Origin of the sequence: Nocardioides lijunqiniae (genome assembly GCF_015024225.1) — a bacterium.
GTDB classification, from domain to species: Bacteria; Actinomycetota; Actinomycetes; order Propionibacteriales; family Nocardioidaceae; genus Nocardioides; species Nocardioides lijunqiniae.
The window spans coordinates 18,142-43,564 of record NZ_JACJGM010000004.1; the positions used below are offsets into that span (position 1 = coordinate 18,142).

26 protein-coding genes are annotated in these 25,423 nt (G+C 72.8%); 13 read left to right on the forward strand and 13 right to left on the reverse strand.

Translation table 11 applies throughout. The features are described 5' to 3' along the window. Positions 1 to 150 precede the first annotated feature (150 nt). Positions 151 to 939, reverse strand: a complete 789-nt coding sequence (locus IRQ30_RS03585) for a hypothetical protein (protein ID WP_193611671.1) — start codon at positions 937 to 939, stop codon at positions 151 to 153. Between the two features lie 195 nt (positions 940 to 1,134). Between IRQ30_RS03585 and IRQ30_RS03590 the strand changes: the two genes are divergently transcribed. The 4 genes from IRQ30_RS03590 (at position 1,135) to IRQ30_RS03605 (ending at position 4,112) form a co-directional block, all read left to right on the forward strand. Beyond that, positions 1,135 to 2,145, forward strand: a complete 1,011-nt coding sequence (locus IRQ30_RS03590; RefSeq protein WP_193611672.1) for a hypothetical protein — start codon at positions 1,135 to 1,137, stop codon at positions 2,143 to 2,145. 112 nt (positions 2,146 to 2,257) lie between these two features. After that, positions 2,258 to 2,662, forward strand: a complete 405-nt coding sequence (locus IRQ30_RS03595) for a hypothetical protein (RefSeq protein WP_193611673.1) — start codon at positions 2,258 to 2,260, stop codon at positions 2,660 to 2,662. 210 nt (positions 2,663 to 2,872) lie between these two features. Then, positions 2,873 to 3,325 carry a DUF6357 family protein gene (locus IRQ30_RS03600; RefSeq protein WP_193611674.1) on the forward strand — a complete coding sequence of 151 codons (453 nt, stop codon included), beginning with the start codon at positions 2,873 to 2,875 and terminating at the stop codon, positions 3,323 to 3,325. A 535-nt stretch (positions 3,326 to 3,860) separates the two neighbouring features. Continuing rightward, positions 3,861 to 4,112: a hypothetical protein gene (locus IRQ30_RS03605; RefSeq protein WP_193611675.1), complete on the forward strand. Its 252-nt coding sequence runs from the start codon at positions 3,861 to 3,863 to the stop codon at positions 4,110 to 4,112. 10 nt (positions 4,113 to 4,122) lie between these two features. On the opposite strand, the gene IRQ30_RS03610 is transcribed toward IRQ30_RS03605, so the two are convergent. Beyond that, the gene (locus tag IRQ30_RS03610) at positions 4,123 to 4,722 is read right to left on the reverse strand and encodes a hypothetical protein (protein ID WP_193611676.1); all 600 of its coding nucleotides are present in this window, start codon (positions 4,720 to 4,722) and stop codon (positions 4,123 to 4,125) included. Positions 4,723 to 4,788: 66 nt separating this feature from the next. Here IRQ30_RS03610 and IRQ30_RS03615 point away from each other — a divergent pair, with 66 nt between their 5' ends. Beyond that, positions 4,789 to 5,385 carry a TetR/AcrR family transcriptional regulator gene (locus IRQ30_RS03615; RefSeq protein WP_193611677.1) on the forward strand — a complete coding sequence of 199 codons (597 nt, stop codon included), beginning with the start codon at positions 4,789 to 4,791 and terminating at the stop codon, positions 5,383 to 5,385. Between the two features lie 88 nt (positions 5,386 to 5,473). Here the strand turns inward: IRQ30_RS03615 and IRQ30_RS03620 are convergent, their stop codons facing one another. The 4 genes from IRQ30_RS03620 to IRQ30_RS03635 form a co-directional block, all read right to left on the reverse strand. After that, a complete protein-coding gene (locus IRQ30_RS03620) occupies positions 5,474 to 6,418 on the reverse strand; it encodes a hypothetical protein (RefSeq protein ID WP_193611678.1) in 945 nt (314 codons plus the stop codon). 112 nt (positions 6,419 to 6,530) lie between these two features. Beyond that, positions 6,531 to 7,586, reverse strand: coding sequence for a hypothetical protein (locus IRQ30_RS03625; protein WP_193611679.1), 1,056 nt, complete (start codon positions 7,584 to 7,586; stop codon positions 6,531 to 6,533). Positions 7,587 to 7,808: 222 nt separating this feature from the next. Next, positions 7,809 to 8,258 carry a hypothetical protein gene (locus IRQ30_RS03630; RefSeq protein ID WP_193611680.1) on the reverse strand — a complete coding sequence of 150 codons (450 nt, stop codon included), beginning with the start codon at positions 8,256 to 8,258 and terminating at the stop codon, positions 7,809 to 7,811. Positions 8,259 to 8,356: 98 nt separating this feature from the next. Further along, complete coding sequence (locus IRQ30_RS03635; protein ID WP_193611681.1) at positions 8,357 to 10,480, reverse strand: AfsR/SARP family transcriptional regulator; 2,124 nt, start codon at positions 10,478 to 10,480, stop codon at positions 8,357 to 8,359. Between the two features lie 136 nt (positions 10,481 to 10,616). Here IRQ30_RS03635 and IRQ30_RS03640 point away from each other — a divergent pair, with 136 nt between their 5' ends. Continuing rightward, a complete protein-coding gene (locus IRQ30_RS03640; RefSeq protein ID WP_193611682.1) occupies positions 10,617 to 11,090 on the forward strand; it encodes a hypothetical protein in 474 nt (157 codons plus the stop codon). Beyond that, a complete protein-coding gene (locus tag IRQ30_RS03645) occupies positions 11,078 to 11,323 on the forward strand; it encodes a hypothetical protein (RefSeq protein ID WP_193611683.1) in 246 nt (81 codons plus the stop codon). The genes IRQ30_RS03640 and IRQ30_RS03645 overlap by 13 nt, the downstream gene beginning before the upstream one ends. 25 nt (positions 11,324 to 11,348) lie before the next feature. Here IRQ30_RS03645 and chrA read toward each other — a convergent pair whose 3' ends face one another. The 3 genes from chrA to IRQ30_RS03660 are packed head-to-tail and all read right to left on the reverse strand — an operon-like array spanning position 11,349 to position 14,356. Beyond that, the gene (gene chrA / locus IRQ30_RS03650) at positions 11,349 to 12,710 is read right to left on the reverse strand and encodes a chromate efflux transporter (RefSeq protein WP_193611684.1); all 1,362 of its coding nucleotides are present in this window, start codon (positions 12,708 to 12,710) and stop codon (positions 11,349 to 11,351) included. 23 nt (positions 12,711 to 12,733) lie between these two features. Beyond that, positions 12,734 to 13,483 (reverse strand): sortase domain-containing protein, encoded by a 750-nt coding sequence (locus IRQ30_RS03655; RefSeq protein ID WP_338089554.1) that lies wholly within the window; start codon positions 13,481 to 13,483, stop codon positions 12,734 to 12,736. A gap of 3 nt (positions 13,484 to 13,486) precedes the next feature. Further along, positions 13,487 to 14,356 carry an LLM class F420-dependent oxidoreductase gene (locus IRQ30_RS03660; protein ID WP_193611685.1) on the reverse strand — a complete coding sequence of 290 codons (870 nt, stop codon included), beginning with the start codon at positions 14,354 to 14,356 and terminating at the stop codon, positions 13,487 to 13,489. A gap of 74 nt (positions 14,357 to 14,430) precedes the next feature. Here IRQ30_RS03660 and IRQ30_RS03665 point away from each other — a divergent pair, with 74 nt between their 5' ends. Then, a complete protein-coding gene (locus tag IRQ30_RS03665) occupies positions 14,431 to 15,096 on the forward strand; it encodes a peptidylprolyl isomerase (RefSeq protein ID WP_193611686.1) in 666 nt (221 codons plus the stop codon). A gap of 97 nt (positions 15,097 to 15,193) precedes the next feature. Here IRQ30_RS03665 and IRQ30_RS03670 read toward each other — a convergent pair whose 3' ends face one another. From IRQ30_RS03670 to IRQ30_RS03680, 3 genes are all read right to left on the reverse strand, one after another. Further along, positions 15,194 to 16,081, reverse strand: coding sequence for an oxidoreductase (locus IRQ30_RS03670; RefSeq protein ID WP_193611687.1), 888 nt, complete (start codon positions 16,079 to 16,081; stop codon positions 15,194 to 15,196). After that, on the reverse strand, positions 16,081 to 16,548 hold the full coding sequence (locus IRQ30_RS03675; RefSeq protein WP_193611688.1) for an OsmC family protein: 468 nt from the start codon (positions 16,546 to 16,548) through the stop codon (positions 16,081 to 16,083). The genes IRQ30_RS03670 and IRQ30_RS03675 overlap by 1 nt, the downstream gene beginning before the upstream one ends. Before the next feature lie 92 nt (positions 16,549 to 16,640). Further along, a complete protein-coding gene (locus IRQ30_RS03680; RefSeq protein WP_193611689.1) occupies positions 16,641 to 16,790 on the reverse strand; it encodes a hypothetical protein in 150 nt (49 codons plus the stop codon). Between the two features lie 183 nt (positions 16,791 to 16,973). On the opposite strand from IRQ30_RS03680, the gene IRQ30_RS03685 reads away from it, so the two are divergent. Then, positions 16,974 to 17,969, forward strand: a complete 996-nt coding sequence (locus IRQ30_RS03685) for an NADP-dependent oxidoreductase (RefSeq protein WP_193611690.1) — start codon at positions 16,974 to 16,976, stop codon at positions 17,967 to 17,969. 201 nt (positions 17,970 to 18,170) lie between these two features. Here the strand turns inward: IRQ30_RS03685 and IRQ30_RS03690 are convergent, their stop codons facing one another. Beyond that, positions 18,171 to 19,940, reverse strand: a complete 1,770-nt coding sequence (locus tag IRQ30_RS03690) for a SpoIVB peptidase S55 domain-containing protein (RefSeq protein WP_193611691.1) — start codon at positions 19,938 to 19,940, stop codon at positions 18,171 to 18,173. 144 nt (positions 19,941 to 20,084) lie between these two features. On the opposite strand from IRQ30_RS03690, the gene pepN reads away from it, so the two are divergent. From pepN to IRQ30_RS03710, 4 genes are all read left to right on the forward strand, one after another. Continuing rightward, positions 20,085 to 22,547, forward strand: coding sequence for an aminopeptidase N (gene pepN, locus IRQ30_RS03695; RefSeq protein WP_193611692.1), 2,463 nt, complete (start codon positions 20,085 to 20,087; stop codon positions 22,545 to 22,547). Positions 22,548 to 22,549: 2 nt separating this feature from the next. Then, positions 22,550 to 23,395 (forward strand): formate dehydrogenase accessory sulfurtransferase FdhD, encoded by an 846-nt coding sequence (locus IRQ30_RS03700; protein WP_193611693.1) that lies wholly within the window; start codon positions 22,550 to 22,552, stop codon positions 23,393 to 23,395. Between the two features lie 69 nt (positions 23,396 to 23,464). Continuing rightward, positions 23,465 to 24,634: an exonuclease SbcCD subunit D C-terminal domain-containing protein gene (locus IRQ30_RS24080; protein WP_193611694.1), complete on the forward strand. Its 1,170-nt coding sequence runs from the start codon at positions 23,465 to 23,467 to the stop codon at positions 24,632 to 24,634. Continuing rightward, positions 24,634 to 25,423 (forward strand): AAA family ATPase (locus IRQ30_RS03710; RefSeq protein WP_193611695.1); only part of this gene is annotated, 790 nt, incomplete at its 3' end. The genes IRQ30_RS24080 and IRQ30_RS03710, both read left to right, overlap by 1 nt.

Consider the following 25,423-nt stretch of genomic DNA (forward strand, 5'->3'; position numbering starts at 1 on the left):
TGTCATCGCCGGGCTCGCCTTCTTACTCGCGTGGTCGATCAAAGACGCGACTGATACCGCGCTTGGAGCGTTGCTCTTCGTGGGCTGGACGCTTCCCCCATCAGCGTCCTGACCGACCAGGAGCCGGGCGGCCTACCCCTAGGGGCCGCCTTAGGACCGTGTGGGCGGTGCGCTGAGCGCGATGGTGAGCATGCCGAGCGGGGCGCCGCGCACCTTCTCACGTTCTTTTCCGCTGATGACTCCGCGTTCTGCGAGGTCGTCGAGAGACCGCTCGAGGTCTGCTCGGACGGCGTCCAACTCGCTGGCCGGCACCCGGTCGACGGCGCGTCGGACGCTGGCCCGCGGCGTCGACTCCCCCGTCGGCTGACTGTCGGGGTCAGGCGTCGCGGCCGTCCGGTGCAGTACCAGTGTGGCAGCCGACAGCACGATCGAGCAGCCGACCATGACCAGCACCCAGGCACCGCCTGTGACATCGGAGCGCAGCCCGATCACGGCGACGAAGAGCAGGAGCCCAGCGACAAGCACGACCCAGGCCTGACGTATCAGCACTGGCGACCGCTCGAGCCGGCCGTGAGGCGAGCGGTGGAGCAACCACAGGCCAACCAGCGTCGTGTGCGCGACGAACCCGACAGCGACCACGACACCCGCGGTGCTCAGCCGGGTGTGGGCCCCGGCCCACGGCGTCGCTCCACGCCCGGGTGTGCTCGCAGCCAAGGCGACGATCGGGTAGGCGAACGCGACGACGTAGGTGATGAGGGACCCCGCTGCGAAGAGGGCCATGGCGAGCGACAGGCGGCCCGCGAGCGCCCGCGCGACCGTGGGGTGCCCGGACCACGCGGCTATCTCGAGCTCCTTCCAGCGCAGCGCGGTGCCGGGTTGCTGCGACCCCGCCCAGGCGGTGGCTGGGCCAATCACGCGGCGAGGACGTTTCCGGCTCATCCGAACCTCCACCAGCTGGTGGCGTAGTCGCAGACTTCCATCACAGCGGACACCTAAGCAGAGAGGACTCGCTCTGACGAGTCGTCGCGCCTGCGAGTCCTTTCACTCGTAGCGGTGTTGTCTACACCTGGGCGGAGGATCCGCCTCGAGCGTGCATTCGCCGTCCGATCGCGGCCTTGGAATAACGTGAGCGGCATGTCTCACTTCGCGGACCTGCTTCGGGCCTCGCACCTTGATGGCCTCCCGATACCTGACGAGCTCGACGCGGCCTGGGCGTGGATGGAAGATCACGGCCACGCCATCGAGCGCGATGGCCGCGTCTCGCTCACCGCCTACGCCGGCGACCGCGTGCTCGGCATTGTCTTCGACACAGGTCTGACCATCGACGGCTGGTTTACAGACAAGACCCCCGACGACAAGACGCTGCTCCCCATCGCGCAGGCCGACGGTACCGGCAGCCTCGTCGTCCTCTGGAACGACCGCGGCACCATCCGGGTCGGCGTGCTCGGCAGCGAAGGAGAGAAATTCCTGCTGGCCAAGACGCCGCTCGACCTGCTGCGCGCTGTCGCTGTCGGCCACCAGGAGCTCTCTATGACGACGTCCGGCCGGCCGCCACTTGAGACCGCTAGCGCCGTCGACGACTTCCGGGCGTGGGTGCAGGAGACCTATGACGTCAAGGTGCCCGCGTCGTTCACCGTGCGAACCAGGGGCGACGCGTTCTCGCGGTGGGTGGACCGGCTGATCGAGGGCGAGCCGAAGCCCAAGCCGACGCACCCGGTCAAGGGCACCCAGCTGAGCGCCGCCGACCTCGGTGGCGAGGGCGCGCCGCTGCTCGAGCTGGTTGGACGCACCGACGCACGTGAGGCAGCGGTCGAACTCCTCGGCGTGACCGGCGTCGACCCCAATGACCTACGCGATCACGGCATCCAAGTCTTTACGTTCGGCGACGGACCGCAGCCGGCGCTCGGCGTCACCATCTACCTCCAAGGCGAGGGAGCCTACCCACGGCCTGACGCGCTCTTCGAAGGTTTCGGGCCAGCCTCCGAGGCCGACGACGTCCGAGGCGTGCTCGGCGAGCCGAGCAGCGGCGACCAGCACTCACTGTTCTACGCGTGGGGCACCGAGGACGAGTACCGCATCCAGATGAGCTTTCGCCCGGGCAAAGGACTGCGCTCGATTGGGCTCAACGAGTCTCAATTCTTCTGAGCGCTCCGGAGGTCGCGTTGACGGACCGTCCGCTAGTCTTCCCCGAAGCGCAGAGGCGTCGGTCACGCAGTCGACCTCGTACTTGTTCCACACCCATGCCACGCGATGGGCGATGCATGCCAACGTCCGGCCGATCCGCATCTTGGTGGTGCTGTTCATCGGGCTCGCGGTGGTGCGCGTCGTCAGCACGTCCCGTTGGGTCGGCATCGCAGCCGAACCCGGGTTCGTCGTCGCGACCGCGGCGACCATCGAGGTCGCGAGGACAGTAGGAACCGTCGAGCACATGACGATCTTCCCCGCCGGCGCGTCCGGGGTTCCGCTCGTGCCGGCGGGGAAGCTCGGTGCCGTCGGCCGCCCTACTTCCGGGGCCCACCACCGGGGCCGCTGCACACCGGGCCGCAGCCGCCCCCGCCTCCGCCTCCGCCCCTTCCGCCGTCGCAGCTGGAGCATTCCCTGGCAGTCGGGGCTGCGCTGGAGCTACCGACGAGCGGGCCGCTCACCAGCACGACACCGGTGAGAATCGTTGCGAGGCCTGCCGCAATCTTTGAACGCATGGGTGAACACTCCTCCGAGTTGGTGTGGGATTCGACACATACCCAGTGCTGCATCCTTTTATGCTCGGCAGACCATCTCCGTGGAGGCCGCGTTGCCAGGGCACGGTCACAGGTGAGTTCGCAGCAGTCGCGCCGCTCGGTGCGTAGGCTCGTCCGGTGGTGGATCCGCAGTGGTGAGGGAGGTCGTCTTCGCGCGCGACAACGTGTGGATGCCGTGCGTGATCGGTGAACAGGGACGCCTCTGGATCGAGGTGGCGGGCGGAGCCGACGCGCTCCATGACCCTCGGCAGTTCACCGTCCCGGTCTCAGCGGCGCACCTGGAGGCGATCCGGCACGACCTGCCCCGGCACCTGTTGCTGTGGAGCGCGCTCCTGCCGCTGTGCGTGGCCGCCAAGATCCGGGATCCGCTGGACGAGACCGCGGCCGTCGCACTGCTGGACCCGATCCTGCTCGGCACGCCGGCCGACGTCGAGGCGCTCTTCCGAAGCATCGCCTGGGACCGACGACGCCTCGTCGCTCAGGGAGCGGACGTCGAGCTGCTCGAGCGTGGGGACCTGTTCCCCGCCTTGCGCCCCGCCACCGTGCGGTCCGACTGGAGCCTGGTCACGCGGTACGACCGCACCTAGTGCCGTCACCGGCACTCCTCACCGACACTCCTCCCCCGACGGCGCGCGTCGGTCCACCGCTGGTGTGCCAGTTGATAGGTTCCTGATCCAGTGCACCTGCTCCACCGACGCCACGAGGACGCCATGACCCCCAGCTCCTTCGAGTACGCCGTGCGTGAGTGTGACCCCAAGCCCCAGGAGCGCGAGCTGCTGTTGAACCGGATGGCTCAGGACGGGTGGGAGCCCACGGAGGTCCGGCCCTCGCCCTGGTGGGGATGGAGCTCCCAGGACCAGTTGACGTTCCGCCGGCCCCGGGCATAGGAGACTGATCCCCATGCGAGAGGCAGAAGGTATGAGCACAGGCTCTGGTAGTCGGCGATCCTCCCGATTCGGAGGACTCCTGGTCGCGCTGCTCGTGGTGGTGACCTGCCTGGCGGGCTCCACCACGGCAACGTCCGCCGCACCACCGCCTGCTTCGGCGTCCACGGCGCCGACGTGGAAGATCTACGCGTTCGGCTCCCCCGGCCCCGCGCGAAGGGCATTCAAGGTGAGACTGGTGCGCCGGGCCTCCGGCACACCGGTCGCCAAGGCCGTCGTCCGCTTCTCCGGGACGCGCAACGACGGCACGCGTCACCGCGCGCGGGTCTCCACCAACGCCAGGGGCGTCGCTCGGTGGGCACTGCCGGTGCCGAGCAAGCGCTTCCGGTACCTCGAGGCGAAGTACTACGCACCTGGCGAGAAGCGCACCTACCTGCAGCTGGGCTTCTGCCGCGGACGCTCAGGCTGGCAGGAGTGCGGCGCGGGGTGAGCGTCCCCCGTCAGTGGTGAATGCCGCTCTCGTCCCTGTCACGCGTCCGTGGTGGCCGCGACGAGCGGACGGACGTCTCCCACAGCGGTCCGAACAGCAACCACAAGCCGGCGACGATCCATGCCCTGCCGGCCCACCACAGCAGCGGCTCGCGCTGGCCCGGCTCCGCGACGAGGTACGCCAGAGCGATCAGGACCAGGGACGCGATGCTGGCAGCGGTCACCACCCGCCGCCACTCGGTCCACAGCAATGCCTGCCGCTCGGCCGAGCCCTTCGCCGGCTTGACCGGTGCCGGGCCGTCAGCGAAGCGGTGGGCGAAGCGCACGTCCGCCCATCGCGCCAGTGCGGGACCGAAGGCGATGCTCGACCCGAGGTAGATGGCGGCGAGTCCGTGGGTCCCGTCAGGCTCGGCGCCGCGGTGCAGATCGAGCGTCGCCGCGATGAGCAGCACGACGTCGAGCAACGGGATGCCCGCGAGCACGACCGCACCGGATCGCGGGTGCCTCAGCAGGTACCTCAGGGCCAGTCCCGAGCCCAGCAGGATCCACAGTCCCACCTCACAGGCGACGATCAGCGCGGCGATCGGGTTGTCGTCGAAGAACGAGTGCACGCATTGCTCCTGGTCGGCGCCTTCATGTCGCCATTATGGTAGCACGATCGTGCTACCATAATCTGCATGCCCCGGCTGATCGACCATGCCCGACGTCGACGAGAACTCGCCCAGGCGGTGTGGCGGGTGATCGCACGGGACGGCATCGCCGCGGTGTCCGTGCGGACGACGGCCGCGGAGGCCGGCGTGTCCGCCGGGTCGCTGCGCCACGTGCTCCAGAGCAAGGACGAGCTGCTGGCGGCCGCGATGCGTCTCGCGATCGAGAACGTCACCCAGCGGTTCCTCGGCGCCGCCCGAGCGGTCGGCAGCATCGAGGTCGCCGTCGACTGGCTCAGCGAGCTGCTTCCCCTGGACGACGTACGACGCGTGGAGATGCAGATCCAGCTCGCACTGATCGCCGAAGCCCCCGCCCATCCTGGCCTGCACACCCTCCGGGACGAGGGCTACGCCGGGATCCGTGAGGCCTGCCGCAGCGTGCTCGCCGACGGTGCCTCCCACAGCACGTTCCGGTCGTCCCTCGACCTGGACTCCGAGACCACACGGCTGCACGTGCTGCTGGACGGCCTCGCGTTCCACCTGGTCGACGGGAGCGTCACGGTCACGCCGGACGTCGCACGAGAGCTCTTGACGCAGCACCTCGACCTGCTCGCGGTGCACGAATGACAGCGGGTGGCGCGGCGTCCGCGTCCGCCTTCAGGCGAGGGAGCCGCGCCGGAGACCACGGTATGCGTGCTCGCCCCCCGTCGGACCCTCAGCGCCGCTTGCGCAGCGTGACGCGCTTCGTCGCGGTCGTGGGCGTCCCGCCGTTGGGCCGATAGGTGACGCGCACCAGCACGGTGACCCGACCGGTGCGCTGCAGGGTGCGACGAGCCTTGCCGCGCACGGCGACGGGCAACGCATGGGTGCGAGCGCCGGCCGAGTCCCGCGCGACCGGCACGACTCCCTTGCCCCCGAGCGTGGTCGTCCCGATGCCCGGCACGGTCGCGGACAGGACGGCGGTGCCCGCGCTGCGGTCGACCCGGACGCGGCCGAGCCGGACGCTGCTGGGGGCTCGGAGACCGAAGCGCAGGTCGTCCAGCGCCTCGTTGCCCGCCCCCGTGATCTTCACCGAGTCGACGAGGCGGTCGGCGCGCACCCCGATGAAGGCAAGGTCGTCCACCCCGGGGCACGCCCTCGGCAGCGTGGTGCTTGGGCTGCTGTCGACGTAGGAGACCACCACCGTGCAGGCACCGGCCGTCCGCATGCCGAGGGCGAACCCGAAGGTGTCCACGGGGACGGTGAAGTCGATGACGAGCGAGGCAGCAGAGTTGTTGGACACCACGAAGGTCGATTTGGCGCCCAGCCATCCCGTCGTCGCAGCTGCCATGTTGAAGGCCCCTACGGGGTCCGAGGAGTAGGTGGCGCCGCGGGTCAGCGCGCCGGCGTCGTAGCAGGGGCTCTCCGACGCCGACGACAGCGGAGCGGTGCCGCAGTCGATCACCGTCCCAGGCGCGAGCCGCGAGCCTTCGAAGTCCTCCCGTGCCAGCGACGGGTACGCCGTCGTGAACGCCTCGACCGGTCCGACGACCACCGAGCCCCCCGCCCCGGCCGGAGTCGGGGTGGCGGCGAGCAGTCCGACTGCGACGGCCAGGATGGCGACCACCGCCGCCCCGGCCCTGGCTGGACGACGGCGGGAACGGACGGCGGTGCGCGACATGGGGGCTCCTGGGGAAGGCGCTGGGGACAATCGACTCTCCTCCCCCGGCAAAGGGGCGGCCATAGCCCGTTCGGGTCATCCCTGGCGCGCCTGGGTCAGGGCGGCTCGCCTCTCATGCGCGCTCGGTCGCGTTGGCGAGGGCGGACACGAGCAGGTCGTCGGTCGCGTCGGCCTCGTCGCCGGTGCGACGTCCCAGCGCCTCCATCGCCATCTCCCCCAGCGTGGAGTCGATCCGGGCCGTCACCTTCAGCTGTGCGAACGCCGCTGCGACGATCAGCGTGTCGTGCTCCTCGGGCTCCTCCCGCCCCAGCTCTGCCAGCGAGTCGAAGCCCCACCCGGTGGCCTGCGACTCGAGGAAGGCGAGCGGGTCGCGGGGACGCTGGTCCAGGAACTCGGCGAGGACGTCGGCACCGGTGTCACTCCCGTGCGGGGCCTCGTCGTCGGCGGGGTCCCAGAAGAACGGGTCGTCGAGGAGGGTCCGCGCCTCGGGCGCGTAGAGGGACCAGTCCACGTCCACCACGTCCCAGGGCGACAAAGCCGCCCACCGCTCCAGCCGCTCGGCGACCAGCGGCGCCAGCGTCGTGTGAAGGTCCTCGTCGGTCTCGGGCAGCTGCGCGAGCCTGGCCTCCAGGTGCGCCAGGAGCGTGGCCACGTCGAGGTCGTCGCCCTTCGTGGCACGCTGACGTAGCGGCTCTAGCCCGTCGACGATCTCGCGCGCGGCGGTGGCGAAGGTGGCGGGTCGCGGCTCGCTGCCGAAGACGTCGAGCTCCGACAACCTGCTCACGACGCGGACGCGGACACGGCGGGCGCTGCGCCGGAAGACCAGGGACGGGCCCTTCTGCCGCTCCTGCTCGTGGGCCAGGCCCCAGCCGGCGTCGCCGGGAGACATCGCCATCCCGTCACGTGCAGCCTCGGCGAGGGCGTCCAGGATCGCCTGGACGTCGGGATCGACGACAAGGCCGACACCGACAACGACACCGACCTCGTGAGCGCCGTCGTCGTAGGTGTCGCGCGGAGCCTCCGGAGTGGCCGTCAGAAGGAGGTCGACCTCGATCCGCTCGACAGCCTCACCGACCGGCGCCAGGCCCTCGAGCAGGAACTCGCCGACGAGGTCGATCGATCCAGCTCCCCCGTAGGTGGGCGACGACGCCATGACCTCGATCTGCACCGTGCCCCCTGGGTGGCCGCTGCACCCGGGGACCGTCCCCGGCAGCTGCGACCCGCACGGAACCTATCGCTGACTGGGCGGACTCCGGCGCAGCGACGCGGGGCGGCGGGCGGAGCCGTGGGCCCGCGGGTGCTGTGGTTTGGTCACCAACCGCACGTTTCGGGGCCTCGGGCTTGCGGTCTGTGACCAAACCGCAAGGGCGACCGCCGCTCCCCCGCTCCCTCAGGAGGCGACGCGACCGCAGGTGACGTCCACGATGAGGGTGTCGTTGGCGCCGGCGTTGTTGATGCCGTACGCCATGCCGACCGTGTTGGCCGGGTTGATGAGCGTCTGGGGGCCCGCGAAGCTCAGCTGCCAGTGGGCCGCGACGCCGAGGACCATCGAGCCGGGGGCGCACTGGGCGGCGATCTGGCCGTTGTCGCCGGGTGCCACCACGACCGACTGGGTGACGCGCTGGTAGGCACCCACGCGCTGCAGCTTGCGGGTGGTCGCCGGGCTCAGGTCGGAGGGCTTGACGGTCTTGTTCTTCAGGTCGGCGGAGGTGACCGTGCCGTTCTTGATCTGTGCTCCCGTGATCATCGAGCCGGCGACGGCGCCACCGGACCCGGCGAGCAGGACGGCCCCGCACAGGAGGAGGGCGGCGGGCGTGGAGCGGACGAGCTGGGACTTCATGACGACTCGCTTCTGCTGGAGGGTCGGACTGACCCGGCCAGTGTCGGGAGCGGCTCTTCGAGAAGCCTTCGGGAAACCTTCCTTCACGCGTTCAGCCTTCAGGCGGAGCGGCCGTCGAGGAGGTCCGCGAGGTCGAGCGGGGAGGCGTCGATCTCCTCCATCCGTGTCACGTAGGCGCGGTAGCAGCGGCGGGCCTCGCCGTGGCGCCGGGTGAGGTGGAGCGAGCGCACCAGCGCCTGGTGGGCGGGCTCGTCGTAGGGGTCGTCGGCGACCAGCCCGACCAGCCACGGTACGGCGCGCTGGTGCTCGCCGCGGCCGGCGAGCTCGGCGGCGAGCTCACGCCGTACGTCGAGGGCGAGGGCCAGCAGCTCGTCGCGCACCTCGACGCTCCAGTCGGCGTAGGGGTCGTCCTCGAGGAAGTGGCCGGTGTACATGGCGGCCGCGCGCTCGAGCTCCTCCACCCCGCCGGGCCCCGCGCCGCCCGACCCCCGCGCACGGATCGCGCGCAGCGCGGCGCGCGCGGTGTCCTGGAAGGCGACGACGTCGATCTCCACGGCGCCGACGTCCAGCCGGACCGACTGACGGTCGGCCGCGAGGTAGTGGTCGGAGGCCAGTCGCTTCTCGGGGTCGAGGACCGCGCGCAGCGTGGACAGCACGACCGACAGCCGGCTCCCGGTGTTGAGGGTCTCGGGCCACAGGTGCTCGCACAGCGCCTCCCGGGAGATGGGCCTCCCTCGGCGGCCGACCAGGATCTTCAGCGCGTCGCGCGACTTGCGCGACTGCCACTCCGAGGCCGGCACCGGCTCGCCGCTGCGGTGGATCGCGAAGGAGCCCAGCGCCCGGATCGTCACGCCGGCCCGCTCGGTGGTGCCCAGCGCCTGCAGCGCGCCCGCGATGCGCGTCGCCCCGTCACGTACGCCGAGCGCGCGCAGCCGCCGTCGCGCGGACTGCTCGGCGACGTGGTCGCCCATGGCTCGTGCCCGCAGCACCTGGTTGGTCGCCAGGCCGATGGCGTGACCGGTGCCGGCCCAGACGGTCGCCGCCTCGTCGACGAGGTCGAGCCGGTGCGGCATCGGCGCGAGCATCGACTGCAGCTCCAGCGCCTCGGCCAGGCCGCGTGCGTCGTGGCGCCGACCGGCCTCTCGCGACGCCTGCCGCGCGTACTCCGAGCCCCGGTCCTCCTGCCCCGACACCAGCGCGACCCACCCGGCCGCGAGGAGCGCGCTCACCTGGCCGAGCGCGGCCGGCTGGTCCAGCGCCCGCTTGAGGACGCCCTGGGCCTCCTCGAGGTCCTCCCCCACCGTGGCGCGAGCCAGACCGGCCAGGGCCGGCACCAGGACCTGGGCGTCGCCCGTGCGCTCCGCGAAGCCGATCGCCTCGCGAAAGGCGACGGCCGCCTGGGTGGCGTTGCCGCGCGCCGCGTTGGCGTCGCCGGACCCGAGCACGGCGTAGCCGAGCAGCGGCGACAGCTCATCCCTGGTCAGCGCCCGGGCGTGCTCGAGCTCGGCGAGCGCCTCCTCCACGCGGCCGAGGCCGAGCAGGGACTCCGCGCGGTTGATGCAGGTCAGCGCCCGTACGGCGGCCGGCACGGCGTGCTGCCACAACGCGACGGCCTCGTCGAGGTGCACCAGCGCGGGCGCGTAGCGGCCCTCCTCGTTCTCCAGGGACCCCAGGTTGTTGTGGACGCGGACCTGGGTCAGGACGTCGCCGGCGCGGGCCGCCGCCTCCAGCGCCCTGGCGTAGGCGTGCCGGTTGGTGTGGCGGTCGCCCTCGAGGGCGCTGACCAGCGCCTGCGACACCCAGGCGGAGCCGAGGGCGCTGTCGTCGCCCGAGCCCGTCGCGCACTCCAGCGCACGGTCGGCGCTCACCCTGCTGGCCGCGGCGTCGCCTCGTGCCCACAGGGTCGACGCCTCCGCCGCGTACAGCTGCGCGAGGTCGGCGAGCGAGGTGTGCGCGGGGTCGCGGTCGGCGCGGGCGTAGCAGGCCAGGGCCTCGTCGAAGCGGCCGCTCTGGTGGAGGGCGTAGCCCAGCCGCCAGGCCACCTCCCCGCGAAGCACTCCCCCGTCGGGCGACACGACCCTCGCCGCGTCGCGGAGCAGGGCGAGGTCACCGGTGCGCAGCAGCTCCGCGGAGTACGCCGCCAGCGCGGCCACGACGGCCTCCGGGTCCTCCGCGGCGACCGCGGCCGACAGCGCAGCGGACCCGGCTCCCGGAAGCTCCATGCGCCCCAGTATGTCCGGCGTCCCGGGCGGCGGGGAGGGATCCGACCAACGGGACGGAGCTCGTTGACCATGTCGGTGCCGCTTGTTTGGATGGTGAGCAGGAGCAACACGGCTCCCCGCTCACGATGAGGTCGACATGCGCAACATCTCTCGGGTCACTGTCCTGCTGGTCGCGATGGCGGGAGGGTCGCTGGGTCTCGGCGGCGCCGCCCATGCGGCTCCCGTCGACGACGGGCGACCGTCGAGCAGTGTCGGCGCGGCTCGCGCGAGCACCGTCTACCTCTCGAACGGCGACTACGTCCACGTCACCAACCGTGAGGCCAGCGCCCACGGCTGGTGGCAGAAGATCAGCGGGTCCGCCAAGCTGGCGAAGGTGACGGTGTGCCTGCAGAAGCCTGCGAGTGGCGGCTGGGCCAACGTGAAGTGCAACAGCGGCACGGTGGGTCCCGGCTCGGGGGGATCCGGGCGACGGGTCAACGTGCGCAAGGCGTGCGGCCCGCAGCAGGGTCCCTACCTGTGGCGGAGCTCGATCGACGTGGACATCGTCGGCGAGGTCGACGGCCCCGAGGTCGCCGTCACCCAGCAACGAGGCATCGCGTGCGCCCACTGACGCTGGAGGTGAGCGGCGAGCGGTTCGTCGTCACCCAGCGACCGGACACCCCGTGGGTCTACGACTTCGCCTGGGTGTCCGGTCCGGACCCGGCGTACGGGTTCACCTCGTCCGGGCCGCGCGACCGACCCCGTCCCTCGGACGCGGCCCTGGTCGAGGAGGCCGAGGCCTTCCTGCAGCAGGTGGACCGGGCGACGGGGCACCTGCGCGACACGGCGGTGGACGAGGGGTAGCGGCGTCGGAAGCCCGGGGCGGCCGTCACAGGCTGCCGGCGGCCAGGCTCCAGACCAGTCCGGCGGCGGTGCAGACGGCGAGGGTCGGCAGCACCGACCACGTCCGCCCGATGACGAGCACGCACGCGAGGGCGGTGATCGCCACCGCCGACCACTCCAGGGAGGCCAGAACGGGCAGGTCGAGCGCCAGGGGGCCGGAGCTCTCGCGGCGGGTCTCGGAGAAGAGCGTGTGGACCGCGAAGTAGAAGGCGAGGCTGGCGATGACGCCGACCACGGCCGAGGTGATGCCGGTCAGCGCCGAGGACAGGGTGCGGTTGCCGCGCAGCCGCTCGACGTACGGCGCGCCCAGCAGGATGAAGAGGAAGCACGGCACGAACGTGACCCAGGTCGTGAGCAGCGCGGCCAGCGTCGCGGCCGCCCAGGGGTCGAGGCTGCCGGGGTCGCGGTAGGCGCCGACGAACGCCACGAACTGCACCACCATGATCAGCGGGCCGGGCGTGGTCTCCGCGAGCGCGAGGCCCTTGACCATCTCGCCGGGCGCCAGCCAGCCGTAGACGGAGACGGCCTGCTGCGCGACGTAGGCGAGGACGGCGTAGGCGCCTCCGAAGGTGACGACCGCGGCCCCGGAGAAGAAGAGCCCCTGGTCGACGTAGACGCTGTCGCGCCCGGCCAGGAGCCCGGCGACCAGGACGGGCAGCACCCACAGGGTCAGACCGACGGCGAGCACCAGGGAGGCCCGTCGCCCCGAGGGTCGCTCGGTGTGCAGCGCGTCGTCGCTGATCAGCGGCGCCGGCCCGTCGTCGGGAGGCGTCGGGCGCGGCGTGGCGATCGCGGGGACGGCGCGGCCGAGCAGCCAGCCGGCGACCGCCCCGACGAGCACGACCAGCGGGAACGGCACGCCGAAGACCGTGAGCGCCGCGAACGCCGCCACGGCCACCGCGACGAGCGCCGGGTGGGTGAGGGCCTTGGTGCCGAGGCGCACGACGGCCTGCAGCACGATCGCGACCACGGCCGGGGCCAGCCCGAGGAAGACCGCCTCGACCACGGAGGTGTCGCCGTAGGCGACGTAGACCCCCGAGAGCACGAGGAGGGCCACGACACCGGGGAGCACGAAGAGCACGCCGGCGACCAGCGCGCCGCGGACGCCGTTGAGCAGCCAGCCGACGTACGTCGCGAGCTGCTGGGCCTCGGGGCCGGGCAGCAGCGTGCAGTAGGACAGGGCGAACAGGAAGCGCTGCTGGCCGATCCACCGGCGCTCGTCGACGAGCGTGCGCTGCATGACCGCGATCTGCCCGGCCGGGCCGCCGAAGGTCTGCAGCGAGATCAGGAACCAGGCACGCGTCGCCTCGCGCAGCGGTACGACGTCACGGGGGCGCGTCTCGGCCATGGGCGAGACGCTAGCGGGGCCTCTCAGGCGGCCGGACGGCTGTCCACCAGCACGCCGATCTTGTCGATGCGGTGCTCGGGGTTGTCGAACTCGTCGGACCAGTAGTTGCCCTCCGCGTGGTCCTCGGCGGTGGCGCACGTGGAGAGCGTGATCATCGCCCGGGTGGGCGCGACGCCCGGCCGGCCCGGGACGGCCGCGCGCTGCTCGCGCAGCGACCTCGGTGAGCGGAACGACGTCTCGCGGGTGCCGACGATCCGGTAGACGTACTCCACGCCGCCGGCCTGCACCACCACCCGGTCGCCGCGGCGCAGGTCCGGCAGCTGCTCGAAGGCGCGGGTGGAGGAGGTGCGGTGGGCGGTGACCTGGTAGTTGCCGAGGCCGCCCGGACCCACTCCCCCACGCGGTCCCGACGGGCTGGCGGCCAGGCCGCCGTTCTGGATCTCGGTGCCCGGGGCGTCGTCGGTGAAGCCGCGGTAGGAGACGACGCGCAGGTCTCGCAGCCCGAGCGCGGAGATCGTCAGCGAGGCGTCGCGGGGGCGGCCGTCGCTGACCTGGAAGGCGGGCGCAGGTGCCGCCGAGGCCGGCGGCACGCTGGGTGCCGGGGCCGGCGCGGCCTCAGCAGGTGGGACGGAGGACGAGCGCGGGGGCGTGTCCCCGGCGCCGGACGACCGCCGCGCGGAGTCGCGACCGTCCGAAGGGGCCTCGGAGCACGCGGCGAGCAACGACGCCGCCAGCAGCAGGCCGCCGGCCCGGGCGATCGTGCGCCGGAGCACGCCTCACACCTCGGCGAGGCGGGGCAGGACCCGCTCGCCGACCTCGGTCGTCCAGGCGACCGGGTCGTCCCCGCCCGGCACCAGCGTGACGAGCTCGATGCCGAGGGCGGCGTACTGCGCCATGCTCGACAGGAACGCGTCGGTGTCGGCGAGCGGGTCGGCCGTGGCGATCATCGTCTTCTCGATCGTGCCGTAGTCGCGCCCGAGGTCGTCGCAGTGGCGCCGCAGGACGTCGAGCTTGTGGGCCACGACCTCCGGCGACTCGCCGAAGAGGTTGCAGGCGTCGGCGTACTGGGCCACCAGCCGCAAGGTCTTGCGCTCCCCCGAGCCGCCGATGAGCACCGGGACTCCGGTGGGGCGCACGGGCGGCGGGACGCAGTAGGTCTCCGCGAGCCGGTAGTGGGTGCCGTCGTAGGGGCCGTCGTCGTCGCTCCACATCTGCCGGCACACCTGCAGCGTCTCCTCCAGGCGCTCGAAGCGCTCGGAGGTCGACGGGAAGGGGACGCCGAGGCCGGCGTGCTCCCGGTCGTACCAGGCGGCCCCGATCCCGAGCATCGCGCGGCCGCGCGAGAGCCGGTCGACGGTCGTCACCGTCTTGGCGAGCAGGCCGGGGTGGCGGTAGGTGACGCCGGTGACGAGCAGGCTGAGGCGGACCCGCTCGGTGACGGCGGCGAGGTAGCCCAGCGTCGTGTAGCCCTCGAGCATCGGCTCGCCGGGGCCGCCGAGGTCCTCCATCTGGAACCAGTGGTCCATCACCGTCAGCAGGGACACGCCGGACTGGTCGGCGACGCGCGCCGTCTCGCTGAGTCGCTCCTCGAGGCGGTCCTGCCACGCGGAGTGGCTGAAGCTCGCGTAGTGCACTCCCAGCTGCATGGCTCCAACCTAGGTCGGCCGGCCCAATCCCGGGGGCTTCGTGGTGGAAGGAGCGGCTCCCCTACGATCGCCCCATGCTGAAGCGACCCCTGGCCGCCATCGCCGCCACCGTCCTCGTGCTCGGCCTCGCGGGCTGCGGCGACGACGAGTCCTCGACCGCGTCCGACCAGCCGTCGAACCCCGACGGCGCCCCCTGCACCTACGTCGAGCAGGAGGCCACCGACGACGCACCCGAGCCGCCGGCCGACAAGGCGGCGTACGACGGCGAGGTGCAGGCCACGGTCTCCCTGTCCGCCGGCGACCTCGGCGTCACCCTCGACGCCGACGCCGCCCCGTGCACGGTCAACTCGTTCACCTCCCTGGCGGCCCAGGGCTACTTCGACGGCATCGACTGCCACCGGCTCTCGCAGGCACCGGAGGTGCAGGTGCTGCAGTGCGGCGACCCGACCGGCACCGGGGGCGGCGGCCCCGGCTACAGCTTCGACGACGAGCTGACCGGCTCGGAGACCTACGAGGCGGGCACGCTGGCGATGGCCAACGCCGGGCCCGACACCAACGGCTCGCAGTTCTTCTTCGTCTACGGCACCTGGGAGCTCCCGCCGAACTACACGGTCTTCGGGCAGGTCGACGAGGCCGACCTCGAGGTCCTCACCGGCATCGCCGCGAAGGGCGTGCAGGGCGGCCTCGTGGACGGTCCTCCCGCCGAGGCCGTCACCATCGAGAGCGTCACCGTCGACTAGGTGAGAGGCGGTCGGCGCGCCCCGACCCCTGCGGTTTGGTCACCAACCGCAACGTCGGGGCCCCGGAACCTGCGGTTTGTGACCAAACCGCAGGGGGTCAGGCCAGCGGGAAGGTGACGCCGCTGAGCGTCTCGGAGGCCGACCAGAGCGCCCGGGCGAGGTCGGGATCGGTGGCGCTGCGGCTGCGGCCGACGCAGACGGGCCAGCCGTTCATCTCGCGGAGCCGGTGCGGGCCGACGTAGGTGTTGCCGGGCACGTCCATCGTGGCGGCGTACAGCGTCGGCAGGGCGCCCTTCCAGGCCGGCATGCCGACGAGGCCGTGGCCCCAGGAGCCGACCCAGGTCATCAGCCCGCTGCCGGTGTTGGCGGTGATCGCGGTCGCGGTCGAGCCCGGGTGGCCGCCGGTCACCCGCAGCGTCGAGCCGGCGGCGGTGAGCCGCCGCTGCAGCTCGGCCAGGAACAGCATGTTGGCCAGCTTGGACTGGGCGTAGGCGGCGTACGGCGCGTAGCCGCGGCGCTCCCACCCCAGGTCGTCCAGCTCGAGCACGCCGGAGCGGTGCGACTGCGAGCTCACCACCACGACCCGGTCACGCAGGCGCGGCAGGAGCAGGTTGGCGAGCGCGAAGTGGCCGAGGTGGTTGGTCGCGAGGTGCAGCTCGACGCCGTCGGGGCTGAGGCCGAACGGGACGCCCAGCACGCCCGCGTTGTTGACGAGCACGTCGACGTCGCCGATGTCGGCGGCGAAGGCGCGCACCGAGGAGAGGTCGGCGACGTCGAGGGGGCGGACCTCGACCTCGCCGCGGATGCGACGGGCGGCGGCCTCGCCCTTGGCGGCGTTGCGCACGGCGAGGACCACGTGCGCGCCGCGCTTGGCCAGCGCCTTGGCCGTCTCGAAGCCGATGCCGCTGTTGGCGCCGGTCACTACGAACCGTCGGCCGTCCTGGCGGGGCACCTCGGTCCAGGGCCCCACCTTCGGCGCGCTCATCAGGGCCCGGGCTGCGGAGGCTCGGCGACGGTGTAGTCCACCGGCGTCCCGAGCTCCACGGTGCGCGACACCGTGCAGATCCGCTCGTGTGTCTGCTGCACGGCGCGCGGCAGGAACGCCCGCGCGGCGTCACCCGCCTCCCCCTCGGGGAACGTGACGTCGAAGGTGACCTTCAGCCCGACGAGGTGCTGGCCGCCGTCGTCGCGCACCTTGTGGCCCTCGGCGGTCATGTCGAAGGAGAGCGGCTCGGCCCGTCGGCTGGTGAGCTCGTCGACGGTGACGGCCGCGCACCCGGCCAAGGCGGCGAGCAGCAGCTCGACCGGGGTGAAGTCGGGGTCGTCGCCTCCGCTGCCGATCGGCACCAGTCCCCCGCGGGCGTTGGTCGCCTTGTAGCGACCGTCGCCGATGCGGGTCAGGTCGATGCCTCGCCAGGTGTCGGGGCGGTCCTGCGGAGTCGGCTGCGTCATGCGCACAGACTGCCAGAACGCCGGCTCCCCCGGGCGGTCCTACTCAGAGGTCGTCGCTCCAGCGGGAGCGCGGCGGGGCCCGGGTGGGAGGGTCAGCCGCGGCGCGCGGCGCGGGCGGCGTTGCGGCGCTCGCGGCGCGCGTCCAGCAGGGCGAGCTCCACGTTGCGCAGCAGGGCGCGGTCCTGGTCCGAGTGGCTCCGTCCCTTGACGATTCCGGTGGCCAGGTGAAGCTCCATGGGCATGCTGGTTCATCCTCTCGACCCGGTCCTCCGGGTCATGCTCGGTAACTGGTACGGCCGCTGACGCGACCCTTACATCCTAGGGACGCGCGACCGCGGCACCGGCATCCACGAGGACGTGATGTCGGCCACCGCGCGCGACCACTGCGGGCACGCGCCGAGACGGCGCACTGGCAGGATCGAGGCATGGCGACCACTCGAGAGATCCACCTGTCCGCCCGCCCCTCCGGCCTCCCCGGCCCTGAGCACTTCAGGACCGTGGACGTCGACCTGCCGCCTCTCGGCGACGACGAGGTGCTGGTGCGCAACACCGTGCTCTCGGTCGACCCCTACATGCGGGGCCGGATGAACGACGTGAAGTCCTACACGCCGCCGTTCGCCCTGGACGCACCCCTGGAGGGCGGCGCGGTGGGCGTCGTCGAGGAGTCGACGTCGGACCGGCTGCAGGTCGGCGACACCGTCCTGCACATGGCCGGCTGGCGCGAGCACGCCGTGCTCCCGGCGCGCCAGGCCCGCAGGCTCGACGTCTCCCAGGTCCCCGCGTCGGCCTACCTCGGCGTCCTGGGCATGCCCGGCCTCACGGCGTACGTCGGTCTCACCCGGGTCGCGCAGCTGAAGGAGGGCGACACCGTCTTCGTGTCCGGCGCGGCCGGCGCGGTCGGCTCGGTCGCCGGCCAGATCGCGCGCCGTCTGGGCGCCGCCCGGGTCATCGGCTCCGCAGGGTCGCCGGAGAAGGTCTCCTGGCTGGTGGACGAGCTGGGCTTCGACGCGGCGTTCGACTACCACGACGGCCCCGTCGCCAAGCAGCTCGCGGCGCACGGGCCGGTCGACGTGTACTTCGACAACGTCGGCGGCGAGCACCTCGAGGGCGCGATCTTCCACATGGCCGACTTCGGCCGGATCGCCCTGTGCGGCGCGATCGCCGGCTACAACGCCCAGGCGCCGGAGCCGGGCCCGCGCAACCTGATGATGGTCGTGGCCAAGCGGCTCACGCTGCGCGGCTTCATCGTCAGCGACCACCAGGAGGCGGCCTCCGACTTCTACCGCGACGCCGGCGCGTGGCTGGCCGCCGGCGAGCTGGTGCACCGCGAGACGTTCGTGGACGGCCTCGACTCGATGATCGACGGCTTCCGCGGCCTCTACTCCGGCGACAACGTCGGCAAGATGCTGGTGCGGCTGTAGGTCCGCGTCCGCTCACCGGACTGCGGTTTGGTCACCAACCGAGCCCTTCAGGCGCTCGAACCCCGCGATTGGTGACCAAACCGCAAGGCCGACCACCCGCGGCCGCGGGCCGCGCCCGGGATCCGGCCGCACAGCGGGGCCGGGAGCAGACGCTCCCGGCCCCGCTGTCGGTCATACGGTCATGCGTTTAGACGGTCACGCTCAGCGGACGCGCACCGGCACCATGCGCTGGCCGCGGACGACCTGGTCGACGGGACCCAGGACCTTGGTGCGCTCGATCGAGACGCGGCGGCCGGCGACGATCATGTCGGCGCGGAGCTGGTCGTTGCGCAGCTCCTCCTTCACCGCCTTGATGATGTCGGCGAGGGTGGGCTCGGACTCCTCGAAGTAGTACTCCTCCTCGTACTCCTCGCCGTCGCCTCCCTCGTAGAAGCCCGACGAGCCGCCGCTGAAGGCGACCAGACCGCGCAGCCCCTTGGCCCGCTTCGGGACCGTGAACTGGGACCGGACGAGCTTCTGACCGCCGGGCCCGGAGAGCACCGCGCGCAGGTGCAGCGTGCCGCCCGCCCTCACGGTCGCCGGGTTCTTGCGGTTGATGGTCACCCACGTGCGCTTGCGCAGCTGCTGCATCGCGGTGATGCGGTACGTCGACGTGTTGGACGTGACGACGCCGTCGGCCGTGATCGAGTCGATCGTGACGCCCGGCAGGTCGCTGAGTGCGTAGACGACGTCGGGGAGCTCCATGGAGGCCTCGAACGACAGCTCGCTTCGCGACGTGATGCGGTCGCTGCGCGAGATGGTGAACGCCTTGCCGGCGGCGTCGGTGCCCTTGATGTTCCAGCTCTGCGTCTCGGTGCCGCCGGCGCTGCCGTCGACGACGCGGTCGTGGTTGCCCACGAGCTGGTAGAAGGTCATCTCGGCCGCGGCGGCCGGGACGCTCACCTGGGTGGTGCCCTCGCGGGAGCGACTGCCCATCGTGAGCTTCGAGGTGACCGCGATGGTCTCGGGCAGCTCGTCGAAGGTGCCCGTGATGCCGGTCAGGCGGTCGTCGGTGAAGGTCCCCGTCGGGGCGGCGATGTTGGCGACCTTGAACGGCGAGCCGAGCGAGTCGGGCTGGACGAACAGCGCCTCGGCCGGGTGCATGGCCATGGTCGAGGGGCCGCTGAACATCATCGGGTGCCCGAAGGCCACCACGCGGCCGTCGCAGACCGTGGTCGCCGTGCCGACGCCACCGGCCGTCACGTCGCCGTAGGCGAAGGTGCCGGCGATGTTGCCGCCGGCCACGATGTCGGCCGGTCCGGCCGCGGCCGCGGCGCGGCCGACGGCGTAGGCGCCCTTGGTGACGTAGGGGCGCGTCTTCACGGAGGCGAGGCGGCGGGCGCTGACGCCGGAGACCCCGAGCGGCATCGGCAGCGGCCGCGCTCCCTGGGACGCCTCGCGGGCGGTCACGTCGCTGGCCCGGGCGATGCGCTTGGCCATGGGGGCGCCGATGTCGACACGTTGCGGGGCGCGCGCGGCGGTCTCGAGGTAGTCGTCCATGTCCTCGATGGGCGTGATGCCCGCGATCGGCGAGGGTCCGTAGGAGAGGCCGTAGGCGACCGCGCCGATCAGGCGGTTGTCCGTCGCGTCGTAGACCGGTGAGCCCGACATGCCCTGCCAGATGCCCCCGGCGTCCTGGAGCGCCGCCGAGTCCAGCTTCATGATGATCATGTCGATGCCGGCGGCGACGCCGTCGTCGAGGACGCCGATCACCTCGCCGGTGAAGGGCTCGGGCGTGACGCCCGAGTCGACGGTGAGGCCCTTGACGCTCTGGCCGGCCGTCACCTCGGCGAGGGGGAAGGCGGGCGTGCAGTCGCCGGCCGGCGGCGCGGAGCCGGCCGGGGGCGAGGTGTAGGCGGTGGCGCCGGCCACGAGACCGACGGAGGACGCGAGGGCGACCAGCGCGCGGCGGCGGGCGAGGGGACGAGACATGGGGAACCTTCCTGGCAAGGACGGCGCGCGCGGTCGCGTGCCTGTCCGTACGACGTCTCAGCATGACGTCTGGTTGCCCTTCGCGTCCTCGGAATGGAGGACCTAAGAGGCAGTAGCACTTCGACGGGCTCCTAGGCTGAGGTCGTGACCAGCCAGAGCCAGAGCCTCCAGCACTCCGAGGCCCGGGAGCGGCGCCGGACCCTCGACGTCACGTCGTACGACGTGCGCCTCGACCTCGCCTCCGACGAGGCGACGTTCGGGTCGGTGACGACCGTGCGCTTCACCAGCACCGGCGAGGCGACGTTCCTCGACCTCAAGCCGGTGAGCGTGCGCGCGATCACCCTCGACGGACTCCCCCTCGACCCCGACCTGCTCGACCGCGGACGGCTGCCGCTGGACCCCGGGGCCGGGGCGCACGAGCTCGTCGTCGACGCCGTGATGCCGTTCCGCAACGACGGCGAGGGCCTGCACCGCAGCGTCGACCCAGCCGACGGTCGCCACTACGTCTACGGGATGTCCTTCATGGACGCCGCCCCCACGATCTTCGCCTGCTTCGACCAGCCCGACCTCAAGGCGCCCTACACCTTCCACGTGCGCGCACCGCGCGACTGGGTGGTCATCGGCAACGGCGCCGCGACGCTCGCCGAGACCTTCGCCGACGGCTCGGCGCAGTGGGAGCTGGCCACCACGCAACCCCTGTCGACGTACTTCGTCACCCTGGTCGCCGGCCCCTACCACCTGGTCCGCGACGAGCACGACGGCATCCCGCTGGGCCTCAGCGCCCGCGCCAGCCTGGCCCGCGACCTGGACAAGGACGCCGACGAGCTGCTGACGATGACCCGGCAGTGCTTCGACGAGTACCACCGCCTGTTCGGCATCCGCTACCCCTTCGGCGACTACCACCAGGCGTTCGTCCCCGAGTTCAACGCGGGCGCCATGGAGAACCCCGGCTGCGTCACCTTCCGCGACCCGCTGATCTTCACCTCGCGCGTGACCCGCGGCGCCCGCGTCACCCGGGCGACCACGGTCGCCCACGAGATGGCGCACCAGTGGTTCGGCAACATCGTCACCCCGCGCTGGTGGGACGACCTGTGGCTGAACGAGTCCTTCGCCGAGTACCTCGGCAACCGCGTGACCGCCGACGTCACCGAGTACGACGACGCGTGGGCGCACCTCGCCTACGCGCGTCGCCAGTGGGGGCTCGTGGCCGACCAGCGCCCCACGACGCACCCGGTCGCCGGCAACGGCGCGGTGGACGCCCTGGCCGCGCTCCAGGACTTCGACGGCATCTCCTACTCCCGCGGCTCCAGCGTCCTCAAGCAGCTCAACGCCCGCCTGGGCGACGAGGTGTTCTTCGCCGGGGTGGTCGACCACCTCACCCGGCACCGGTTCGGCAACGCCGCCATGCAGGACCTGTTCGCCAGCTGGGAGCGGGCCGGCGCCGCCGACCTCGGCTCCTTCACCACCTCGTGGCTGCGCACCGCCGGGCCGGACACGATCGTCCTGGACCGCGAGGCCGGCGTCCTGCGCCGCACTCCCCCGGTCGAGCACCCCGCCGACCGCACCCACGTCCTGCGCGTCGCGCGCGCGGTCGCCGGCGCCTGGGAGACCTCCGAGGTGCGCATCGAGGGCCCCGAGACGCCGTACGACGCCGGGGCCGACGCGGTGGTCCTCGACCCCTACGAGGACAGCTGGGGGGTCTTCCCGCCCGACCGGGTGACGGTCGAGGCGCTCAGGTCCCTGCTGCCCGCCATGGACGACCAGCGCCTGCTCGCGGCGGTCTGGAACTCCGTGCGCAGCGCCTTCCACAACGCCGCCATCGACCCCGCCGACGTCGTCGCCCTGCTCACCGCCCGGCTGCCCGTCGAGGACACCGAGCTCGCGCCGCGCAACACGCTGCCGTGGGTGCTCGCGAGCGTCGTGCCGCTGGCCGGCGCCGACGCGCTGGCGCGGGTCCACGAGGCGGCGCTCGGACGACTCAGCAGCGACCCCGAGGGCTCGGAGCTGCAGCTGGCGGCGTTCCGCACCGCGATCGCCTCCGCCGACGACCCCGACGTCCTGCGCTCGTGGCTCGCCGGCGCCATGCCCCCGGGCATCGAGCCCGACCTGGCGCTGCGCTGGCAGGTGCTGGTGCGGCTGGCCGCGCTCGGGGCGACGGACGCCGCGGAGCTCGACGCCGAGCTCGAGGCCGACCCGACCGCCGTGTCCCGCGTCGAGCACACCCGGGCCCGCGCGTCGCTGCCCACGACCGAGGCCAAGGAGTTCGCGTGGGCGCGGCTCACCGGTGCGGTCGACGCCCCCAACTACGAGCTCGTGGCGGCCGGCCTGGGCATGTGGCGCGGCGGCCAGGAGCAGGTGACGGCGCCCTACGTCGAGCGCTACTTCGCCGAGCTGCCCGAGGTCGTCACCGCCCACAGCGGGTGGGTACTGGCCGACGTGACCGATGCCTTCTTCCCGTCCGGCAGCCTCGACGCCTCCGTCCTCGCCGCCACCCAGGCGCTGGCAGAGCACGACGCGATCCCTCCGTCCGTGCGCCGGCGCCTGGTCGACCGCGCCGACCAGCTGCAGCGGATGCTCGCCGTCCGCGCGGCCTACCCGGGGGCCTGACGGTGCGCGAGCTCGCACGCCGCCCCGGTCCCTCCACCCGCACCCGGGTGGAGGAGCTGACCGGCGAGGCCGTGCGCCGCCACGAGGACCGCCTCGCGACCGAGGAGCCGCTGGAGATCCGGCTGGCGTGGCCCGGCTCGCCCGCGCGGCGCGTCTGGGTGACGATGCGCACCCCCGGCCACGACTTCGAGCTGGCCGCCGGCTGGCTGCTCCACGAGGGGCTGGCGGGTCCCGGGCTGGTGGCCGGCGTCGCCTACTGCACCGACGTGGACCTCAGCCCCGACCAGGAGTTCAACGTCGTCACGGTCACGTTGAGCGGTCCCCCGCTGTCCGACCCCGGCCACCGCCACGACGCCCGGTCGACCGGGTCGTCGGCCTGCGGTGTGTGTGGCAAGGACAGCGTCGCCGAGGCGCTCTCGGTGACCGCGGGTGCCCGCTGGGCCGGCCCGGTGCCCGACCCCGACGTCGTACGCCGCCTGCCGGGCCTGATGCGCGGCCGCCAGCCGCTCTTCGACCGGACCGGCGGCGTCCACGCCGCGGGGCTGTTCACCGCCGACGGCGAGCTCCTGGTGGTGCGCGAGGACGTCGGTCGCCACAACGCCGTCGACAAGGTGGCCGGTGCCCGGCTCCTGGCCGGCGACCCCCCAGCGGGCGCGTGCCTGGTCGTCAGCGGCCGGGCCGGCTTCGAGCTGGTGCAGAAGGCGATCTCCGCGGGGGTCGGCTCGCTGGTCGCGGTCGGGGCCCCGACCAGCCTGTCGGTGGACCTCGCGCGGCGCGGCGGGCTGGTGCTCTACGGCTTCACCCGCGAGGGCCGGACCGTCCGCTACACCGGCGACCCGACCGGGTGAGACCTGCCTCTCGGCGGCCCTGCGGCGTGGGACGACCGGGGTGTCGGCGACGGCGAATAGGTTCGCCACGTGCGCATCCTCCACACCTCTGACTGGCACCTCGGCCGGTCCTTCCACCGCGAGGGGATGCTCGCGCACCAAGCCGTCTACCTCGACCACCTGCTGGAGGTCGTGGAGTCCGAACGGGTCGACCTGGTGGTCGTCTCCGGCGACGTCTACGACCGTGCGCTGCCCGGCGTCGACGCGGTGCTGCTGGCCGACGACGCGCTGGTCCGCCTGGCGGCGTCGCGGGCCAGCGTCGTGCTCACCAGCGGCAACCACGACTCCGCACGACGCCTGGGCTTCAGCTCACGGCTGATCGACGCCGCCGGCGTCCACATCCGCACCGACGCCGCCCGCTGCGGCACGCCGGTCCTGCTGGGCGACGAGCACGGACCCGTCGCGGTCTACGGCCTGCCCTACCTCGACCCGACCGCGCTCGTCGAGCCGTGGGGGCTGCCGCGGCGCTCCCACGAGGCGGCCCTGGGCCACGCCATGACGCAGGTCCGCGCCGATCTCGCCGGGCGCCCCTCCGGCACCCGCTCGGTGGTGCTGGCCCACGCCTTCGTGGCGGGGGCCGCCCCCAGCGACTCCGAGCGCGACATCTCGGTCGGCGGCGTCTCACGGGTGCCCACCGACGTGTTCGCCGGCGTCGACTACGCCGCCCTCGGCCACCTCCACGGCGCCCACACCCTCACCGAGTCGATCCGCTACAGCGGCTCGCCGCTGGCCTACTCCTTCTCCGAGGCCGGCCACCGCAAGGGCTCCTGGCTCGTCGAGCTCGACGCGGGCGGGCTGCGCGGGGCGCACTTCCTCGAGGCACCCGTCCCGCGTCGGGTCGCCCGGCTGCGCGGCGACCTCGAGACCCTGTTGGCCGATCCCGGCCTCGCCGAGCACGAGGGCTCCTGGGTCGAGGCCACGCTCACCGACACCGCGCGGCCGGGGCGCGCGATGGAGCGGCTGCAGCGCCGCTTCCCGCACACCCTGGTGCTGCGCTTCGACGGGCCGGCCCACCGCCTGGGAGCCGCACCCGCCCAGGCGACCCACGCCCGCACCGACCGCGACATCGCGCTGGAGTTCATGACCGACATGCGCGGCGGGCCGCCCTCGGCGTCCGAGACCACGCTGCTCACCCGCGCGGTCGACGCCTGCTGCGACGACACCGACGTCGACTCCCTGCTCGGCGAGGCGGGTGGCTGATGCGGCTGCACCACCTGAGCGCCACCGCGTTCGGCCCGTTCGCCGGCACCGTCGAAGTCGACTTCGACGACCTGTCCGACGCGGGTCTCTTCCTGCTCTCCGGTCCCACCGGGGCCGGCAAGACCAGCGTGCTCGACGCCGTCTGCTTCGCGCTCTACGGCGACGTGCCGGGCGACCGCAACACCGCCCGCCGGCTGCGCTCCGACCAGGCCGAGCCGGGCATCGCCCCCGAGGTGACCCTCGAAGCCACCCTGTCGGGTCGCCGCTTCCGCCTGGTCCGCTCCCCCGCCTGGGAGCGCCCGAAGAAGCGCGGCGCGGGCACCACCTCCGAGCAGTCCCGGGTCGCCCTCTTCGAGCGCGTCGGCGGCGAGTGGCGCCACCTCTCGGGGCGGCTCGACGAGACCGGCCACCTGATGACGCGGCTCGTGGGCATGAACGTCACCCAGTTCACCCAGGTCGCGATGCTCCCGCAGGGCCGCTTCCAGACCTTCCTGCGCGCGCGCTCCGAGGAGCGTCACGCCGTCCTCCAGCAGCTCTTCCGCACCGGCCGGTTCGCCGACGTCGAGCGCTGGCTGCGCGACCGCCGCGTGGAGCTGCGCCGCGCGTGCGACGCCGCCCACCAGGGCGTCGCCGACCTCGTCAGCCGCGTCAGCGAGGCCGCCGTCACGCCCCTGCCCGCCGACTGGGACGTGCGCGACCTCACCGAGCCCGCCGCCGAGGGGCTGCTCTCGTCCTGGGCGGCCGACCTCCTGCGCGAGGCACGCGAGGCCACCGCCTCGGCCGCGGCCG

Coding starts and splice junctions, on each gene's coding strand:
- IRQ30_RS03585 (WP_193611671.1), bottom strand. CDS start 939: ATGAGCCGGAAACGTCCTCGCCGCGTGATTGGCCCAGCCACCGCCTGG.
- IRQ30_RS03590 (WP_193611672.1), top strand. CDS start 1,135: ATGTCTCACTTCGCGGACCTGCTTCGGGCCTCGCACCTTGATGGCCTC.
- IRQ30_RS03595 (WP_193611673.1), top strand. CDS start 2,258: ATGCATGCCAACGTCCGGCCGATCCGCATCTTGGTGGTGCTGTTCATC.
- IRQ30_RS03615 (WP_193611677.1), top strand. CDS start 4,789: ATGCCCCGGCTGATCGACCATGCCCGACGTCGACGAGAACTCGCCCAG.
- IRQ30_RS03620 (WP_193611678.1), bottom strand. CDS start 6,418: ATGTCGCGCACCGCCGTCCGTTCCCGCCGTCGTCCAGCCAGGGCCGGG.
- IRQ30_RS03630 (WP_193611680.1), bottom strand. CDS start 8,258: ATGAAGTCCCAGCTCGTCCGCTCCACGCCCGCCGCCCTCCTCCTGTGC.
- IRQ30_RS03635 (WP_193611681.1), bottom strand. CDS start 10,480: ATGGAGCTTCCGGGAGCCGGGTCCGCTGCGCTGTCGGCCGCGGTCGCC.
- IRQ30_RS03640 (WP_193611682.1), top strand. CDS start 10,617: ATGCGCAACATCTCTCGGGTCACTGTCCTGCTGGTCGCGATGGCGGGA.
- chrA (WP_193611684.1), bottom strand. CDS start 12,710: ATGGCCGAGACGCGCCCCCGTGACGTCGTACCGCTGCGCGAGGCGACG.
- IRQ30_RS03660 (WP_193611685.1), bottom strand. CDS start 14,356: ATGCAGCTGGGAGTGCACTACGCGAGCTTCAGCCACTCCGCGTGGCAG.
- IRQ30_RS03665 (WP_193611686.1), top strand. CDS start 14,431: ATGCTGAAGCGACCCCTGGCCGCCATCGCCGCCACCGTCCTCGTGCTC.
- IRQ30_RS03670 (WP_193611687.1), bottom strand. CDS start 16,081: ATGAGCGCGCCGAAGGTGGGGCCCTGGACCGAGGTGCCCCGCCAGGAC.
- IRQ30_RS03675 (WP_193611688.1), bottom strand. CDS start 16,548: ATGACGCAGCCGACTCCGCAGGACCGCCCCGACACCTGGCGAGGCATC.
- IRQ30_RS03680 (WP_193611689.1), bottom strand. CDS start 16,790: ATGCCCATGGAGCTTCACCTGGCCACCGGAATCGTCAAGGGACGGAGC.
- IRQ30_RS03685 (WP_193611690.1), top strand. CDS start 16,974: ATGGCGACCACTCGAGAGATCCACCTGTCCGCCCGCCCCTCCGGCCTC.
- IRQ30_RS03690 (WP_193611691.1), bottom strand. CDS start 19,940: ATGTCTCGTCCCCTCGCCCGCCGCCGCGCGCTGGTCGCCCTCGCGTCC.